The following is a 5594-nucleotide window of genomic DNA, read 5'->3' as shown; positions in this document are numbered from 1 at the left end:
CGACGGTCGGCCCTCCGGCACTCGTACCTCGCTGGTCGCTTCTCCCTTTCGCCACCGGCGCGCCCCTTCGACTCGGGGCGGGTGCTCGCCCGCCCGCCCCCGGGGCGCTCGGACCCGGTGCCGACGGGCGGCCGTCCGGCGCGCGTAGCCTTCGAGCATGCCCAGCCACTACGCGGAGCGCCCGTCCCGGCTGCCCGGGGCGGTGCTGTGGACGAAGGGCGCCGACGCGGCGGACGGCGGTGCGGCGGACGGCGGCGCGGGCGGGCTGGTGTTGCCGGACGGCTGCATGGACCTGCTGTGGACCGAAGGCCGGCTGCTGGTCGCCGGGCCGGACACCCGGGCGTTCCGGCCCGGACCGGGACTGCGCGGACCGTGGGCGGGCATCCGCTTCCGCCCCGGCGCCGGACCGGCCCTGCTCGGCCTCCCGGCGCACGAACTGCGCGACCGCCGAGTCGAGTTGGCCGACCTGTGGCCCGGTGGCGAGGTACGGCGGCTGACCGAACGGACCGACGCCGCCGCCGACCCGGCCGCCGCCCTGGAACAGCTGGCACTGCGCCTGGCGGCCACCACGCGGCCCGAGGACCGGCTGGTACGGGCGGTGGCCGACGCGCTCGCCGCCGGGCACAGCGTCGCGGCCACGGCCGAGGCGGTCGGCCTCGGCGCCCGGCAGCTGCACCGTCGCTCACTGGCCGCCTTCGGCTACGGCCCCAAGACACTGGCCCGGATCCTGCGGCTGCAGCGCGCCCTCGGACTGGCCCGCTCCGGCGTCCCGCTCGCCGAGACGGCGGCCCGGACGGGCTACGCGGACCAGGCGCACCTGGCGCGGGACGTACGGGAGTTGGCGGGGACGAAGGTGACGGCGCTGCTGTGAGAGCGGGCTAGAGGGGTGCGAGCAGGTCGACCCCGTTGCCGTCCGGGTCGCGCAGCGAGGCGTAGCGCTGGCCCCAGAAGGCGTCCCAGGGCTTCAGCTCCCCGTGGTACCCGGCGGCGGTCAGCTCCTGGTACACCGCGTCCACGTGCGCCGGGCTCTGGCAGCGGAACGCCAGCGCCGCCCGTGCGCCGCCGGTCGGCGGCTGCCAGTCGGGGTGGAAGGAGCGGATGGTCGACTCGGCGTCGAGGACCAGCAGCAGGCCGCCGGGCAGCTCCGCCTCGGCGTGCGGCTGCTGCTCGGAGCCCTCGGGGAAGGCGAGCCCCAGCCGCCGGTAGAAGGCCACCGAGGCGGCCATGTCGGAGACGGCGAGACCGATGAAGGCGAACTGCGGTGCGGGGGTGCTGTTCATGTCCGTCACGGTAGGCGGGCCGCGGGCGGGGGTCTTGAACGAATCGGACACCCCGGCCGCCTCGGGTCCGGCCGCTCCCCTCGCGGCCGCTTTGAGGCCGGCCGGTGCCGGGCGGCCCGTTGTCAGCCGCTCCTAGTACTGTCGATCATGGCAACAGTCGTTTCAGCACGGGGGTGTGGCGCATGTTCAGAACGGATCCGGAGACGCCCGACGTCTTCCTCACGCCGGTCGAGGAGGTCTTCATCCGCAGCCACCTCGCCCGGCATTCGGGGCTCGATGCCGACACCTGGACGCTCACCGTCGAAGGCCTGGTGGAGCGGCCGCTGCGGCTGGACTTCCGGGCCCTCCAGGGCCTCCCGCAGCGCCGGTTCACCGCCGTCCACGAGTGCTTCGGCAATCCGCTGCGCCCCACCGTGCCCACCCGGGCCGTCACCAACGTGGACTGGGTCGGGGTCCCGCTCGCCGAGGTGCTGGAGCTGGCCGGGCCGCGCCCGGAGGCCCGGCACGTCTGGCTGGAGGGCGCCGACCGCGGCGACTTCGCGGGGGAGAGCGGTGTGAGCTACCTCAAGGACCTGCCGCTGGAGGAGGCGCGGACCGAGGTGTTCCTCGCGCACCGGATGAACGGTGAGGCGCTGCGCCCCGACCACGGGTACCCCGTGCGGGCGGTGGCGCCCCGGATGTTCGGCACCAACTCGGTCAAGTGGCTGACGCGCGTGGTGCTGGCCGCCGAACGCCCCGAGCACCTCTTCACCACCCGGCTCTACACCCGGGTGCTGCCGGGGGAGAGCGAGGCCCGGCCGGTCCGCGAGAAGGACGTCAGCAGCAAGCTGCTCAGCCCGCCGGACGGCGCCACCGTGCCGGCCGGAGCCGCCGAACTGGCGGGCTACGCCTGGAGTTCCACCGAGGTGACGGCCGTCGAGATCGCCGTGGACGACGGCGACTGGCAGCCCGCCGAGCTGGACGGGCGCGGCCCGCACCCGAGTTGGCAGCGGTTCCGGCTGCGGTACGACCTCGCCCCGGGGCCGCACCGCGTCCGCTGTCGGGCCACCGACTCCGCCGGGCGGGTCCAGCCGCTCGACGGGGACCGGAACGCCGTCCACGAGATACGGGTGACCGCGGCGGTCAGTGGGCGGCCGGCTGGGCGGTGACCGCCGGGCGGACCTTGGCCGGCATCAGGTCGAGGAACTGGTCGGGTGGCGGAAGCTCGCGAAGTGGCCGGCGTTCCGGATCGGCGCGAACTCCTTGACCGGGGCGGTGACGTCGTCGAAGAACCGCTTCGCCGGTGCGGGCGGGGTGAGGACGTCGCCGTCGCCCTGGAAGGCGAAGAACGGGATCCGGAACTCCGTCCCCTCCGCCCGCTCGTCGAAGGCCGCGGCCTCCAGCTGGAGCCGCTCGGAGAACTCCATTCCTCGACGGCGTCCAGCTGCTCCTCGACCAGCCCGACCAGCCCGACCAGCCCGACCAGCCCGCGCGGCCGGCCCCGGGCGGGGCCGCGCCCGGGGCGTGAGGGCGCCCGGTCAGTACATCCCGAGGTCGGCGATGCCGGGGCGGTCGACGGCCCAGAGGTGGGCGTGGCGGGCCAGGTCGACCCGGGAGCTGAGCCCGACCTTCCGGAAGATGTTGCGCAGGTGGTAGTTGACGGTGTGCGGGGAGCGGTGGATCCGGGAGGCCACCTGCTGGTTGGTGAGGCCCTGGCTGACCAGGTGGGCCACGGTGCGTTCGACGTCGCTCAGGGCGTCGGCGTTCTCCTCGGCCGCGCGGGCGCCCGGGTCGGGGGCGGGCAGGGTGAGCACCGGGGTCGGAGTGGCCGGTACGGCTGCGGCCCGGACGGCTGTCGACGGTGCGGGGCCGGCCGGCCGGGGCCGGGGTGGGGCGTCCGTGACGGTCGCGAAGGGGTCCCGTCGGCGGGAGCGGGCGTCGAGCAGGGCCGCGAGGTCCTCGGCGGCGGCGGTCCGGGCCCAGTGGTGGCCGTGGTCGGTGGCCGCGCGCACCAGGCCGTCCGGGTCGCCGTGCAGCAGGCTGACGGCGTGCCCGGCGGCGGCCGCGAGGGGGGCGATGCCGGGGTTGTCCTCGGCGAGCCGCTCGGCCTCCTGGGCAGCGATCACGGCCCAGTGCGGGTCCCCGGCTTCCAGGGCGGTCCGGACGAACCAGGCGGCGGCGCCCGGTTGGCGGGTGAAGAGCGCGGCCCGCGACGCCGGGTCGGAGTAGCGCGGTTCGAGCTGCTCCAGCGCGGCGTGCGCCCCGTGCCGGGCGGCGGTGACCTGCAGCTCGACCCAGTCGTAGACCGGTGAGGGCATCCGGCCGGCGCCGTCGGCGAGGGCCTGGCGGTAGCGGCGGACGAAGGCCTCGGCGCCGTGGTGGTCGCCGAACCTGAGGGCGAGCTCCCCGAGGGTGGCCAGCAGCGGCGGCACGTACAGCAGGGTGCCCCGGCACATCGCCGCCGCGAGCGCCTGCTGGGCCTCGTCGCGGGCTTCGGCGAGCCGGCCCCGGTGGCCCAGCAGCCGGGCCCGGTGCAGGGCGACGACGGAGTCCATCCCGCCGCCGCCCAGCCCGGTCAGGTCGGCGACGGCGGTCCGTACGGTGGATTCGGCCTCGGCGTGGGCGCCGACGTCGACGAGCCGGTCGGCGAGCACCAGGCGGAGGTAGGCGCGCCAGACCGGCGAGGGCATGGCGCTCGCACCGGCCGCAGCGGACCGGGCCAGCCGCAGCCCTTCGGCGAGGCGTCCGTCGGCGAGCACCAGGTCGGAGAGGACGGCCGTGGCGGCGAGCAGCTCCGCGTCCGGGGTGATCCGCTCGTCGTAGCCGCGCAGCACGGACTCGGCGTGCCGGCGGCCCCGGTCGGCGTCCTGGAAGTACCGGCCGAAGGCGCGTCCGGCCAGGACGGCACTGCGGACGGTGTCCGGCAGTTCGGCCGAACCGGCGGTGCCGCGGCCGAGGATCTCCTCGGCGGTGGCGAGGGCCAGGCGGACGTCCCCGCCGGCCAGCCGCAGTTCGACCAGCAGGCACCGCAGGCGGGCGTTGAGCTCCGCGGGCAGGCCGAGGGTCAGGGCCGTGCCGAGGAGGTCCACGGCGCGGTCGAGGGAGCCGACCGAGGCCAGGGCCCGCAGCAGCCCGAGCGGGTCGGTGACGAGGGCGCGCAGCAGCGCGCCGATCTGGTCGGCGCTGCCCTGGGCGGCGAGCAGGCGGGCGGAACTCAGGAGTGTCGAGTCCGCGCGCTTCTCGGTGATGCCGATGAGTGGGTCGGCGGTGCTGGCGGGCACCGCCGACGGCAGTGACAAGGACAATGGGTTCACACCGCTCTCCCCGTGTCCGCGGCACGCGGGGCGGCCGCGGATCGATCGTCTCGCGCTGGTTCACCACGGCGCCCGGGACGGTGTCAAGTCCCGGGCACGGAAAGGATTCTACGGTCCTTGATCGGCCTTTGGTGTGAACACGCCGTTAAACGTCACGGGACGGAACGTCGGTGTGCGATCCGTGGTCAGGAGGTGTCGCGAGCCTCCAAGTGCGCTCCGTGCGAACGGCGTTCGGCCGAGGCGCTGACGAGGGTGAGCAGCAGGGTCAGCGCCGCGCCGCACAGCACCGCCGCGCCCGGCGCGGCGTTGGCCAGGATCAGCGCGGCGAGCGAGGCGGTGAGGCTGTAACCGACGCCCTGCACGGCGTACATGACGGAGTACCCGGCCGCGAGCATCCCGGCCGGCACCCGCTCGCGCAGCGACAGGTTGCGGGTGACCATCACCCCCGACTTGAACGCCCCGGCCAGGACCAGCCCCACGGCGATGCCCACCAAGCCGGGCAGCACCGCGATCAGGGCCACGAACGCCGCCATCGCGACCAGCAGCACCAGACTCTGCGCCCGCGGACCGCCCGGCCACCGCCGGGCGCCGTACAGCAGACCGCCGACCACACTGGCGACCGAGAACGCGGTCAGCAGCGGGCCCGACCAACTGACCGGCAGCCCACGCGACTCCAGCAGGGCGGGCAGCACCAGCTCGGCGGTGGCCAGCAGGGCCATCGCGGCGGCGCTGGTCAGGTAGACCGGCCAGCCGGCCGCCAACGCCCGCCCCCGGGAGACCTGCCGGCCTGCTTCCTGGTCGGCCTGCTCCTGACCGGTGCCGAGATCCGGCAGCAACCGGACCCCGAACGCGGCCAGCGCGGCGCAGCAGGCGGCGAGTCCGAGCGGCGCGCCGGGCGTCGCGCCCAGGGCCAGGAACGCCACCGCGGCCGGGGCGACCGCCCAGATGCCCTGGGTGAGCGTGGTCTCCACGCTCAGCGCCCGGGGCACGCCGTGCTCCGGCACCGCGGCCACCAGCAGCG

The 5594-nt window shown here is 75.8% G+C and carries 6 protein-coding genes; 2 read left to right on the top strand and 4 right to left on the bottom strand.

Annotated features, from left to right (window positions below; all coding sequences use genetic code 11):
• Positions 1-157: 157 nt before the first annotated feature.
• Entirely contained in the window at positions 158-871 is a 714-nt protein-coding gene (locus BG452_RS28740; protein ID WP_188307269.1) for a helix-turn-helix domain-containing protein, read from the top strand.
• 7 nt (positions 872-878) lie between these two features.
• Here BG452_RS28740 and BG452_RS28735 read toward each other — a convergent pair whose 3' ends face one another.
• Entirely contained in the window at positions 879-1280 is a 402-nt protein-coding gene (locus tag BG452_RS28735; protein WP_188307268.1) for a VOC family protein, read from the bottom strand.
• Positions 1281-1462: 182 nt separating this feature from the next.
• Between BG452_RS28735 and BG452_RS28730 the strand changes: the two genes are divergently transcribed.
• Positions 1463-2428, top strand: coding sequence for a molybdopterin-dependent oxidoreductase (locus BG452_RS28730; protein WP_188307267.1), 966 nt, complete (start codon positions 1463-1465; stop codon positions 2426-2428).
• A 24-nt stretch (positions 2429-2452) separates the two neighbouring features.
• Here the strand turns inward: BG452_RS28730 and BG452_RS28725 are convergent, their stop codons facing one another.
• From BG452_RS28725 to BG452_RS28715, 3 genes are all read right to left on the bottom strand, one after another.
• A complete protein-coding gene (locus tag BG452_RS28725) occupies positions 2453-2686 on the bottom strand; it encodes an alpha/beta hydrolase (protein ID WP_223242869.1) in 234 nt (77 codons plus the stop codon).
• A gap of 111 nt (positions 2687-2797) precedes the next feature.
• Entirely contained in the window at positions 2798-4573 is a 1776-nt protein-coding gene (locus tag BG452_RS28720) for a helix-turn-helix transcriptional regulator (protein WP_188307266.1), read from the bottom strand.
• Positions 4574-4758: 185 nt separating this feature from the next.
• On the bottom strand, positions 4759-5594 hold an 836-nt coding region (locus tag BG452_RS28715; protein ID WP_188307265.1), incomplete at its 5' end, for a hypothetical protein.

Source organism: Streptomyces sp. CBMA123 (assembly GCF_014596465.1).
Taxonomy (GTDB): domain Bacteria; phylum Actinomycetota; class Actinomycetes; order Streptomycetales; family Streptomycetaceae; genus Kitasatospora.
The sequence above is the reverse complement of the archived record's forward strand: the minus strand, read 5'-3'. Positions and strand labels throughout refer to the sequence as shown.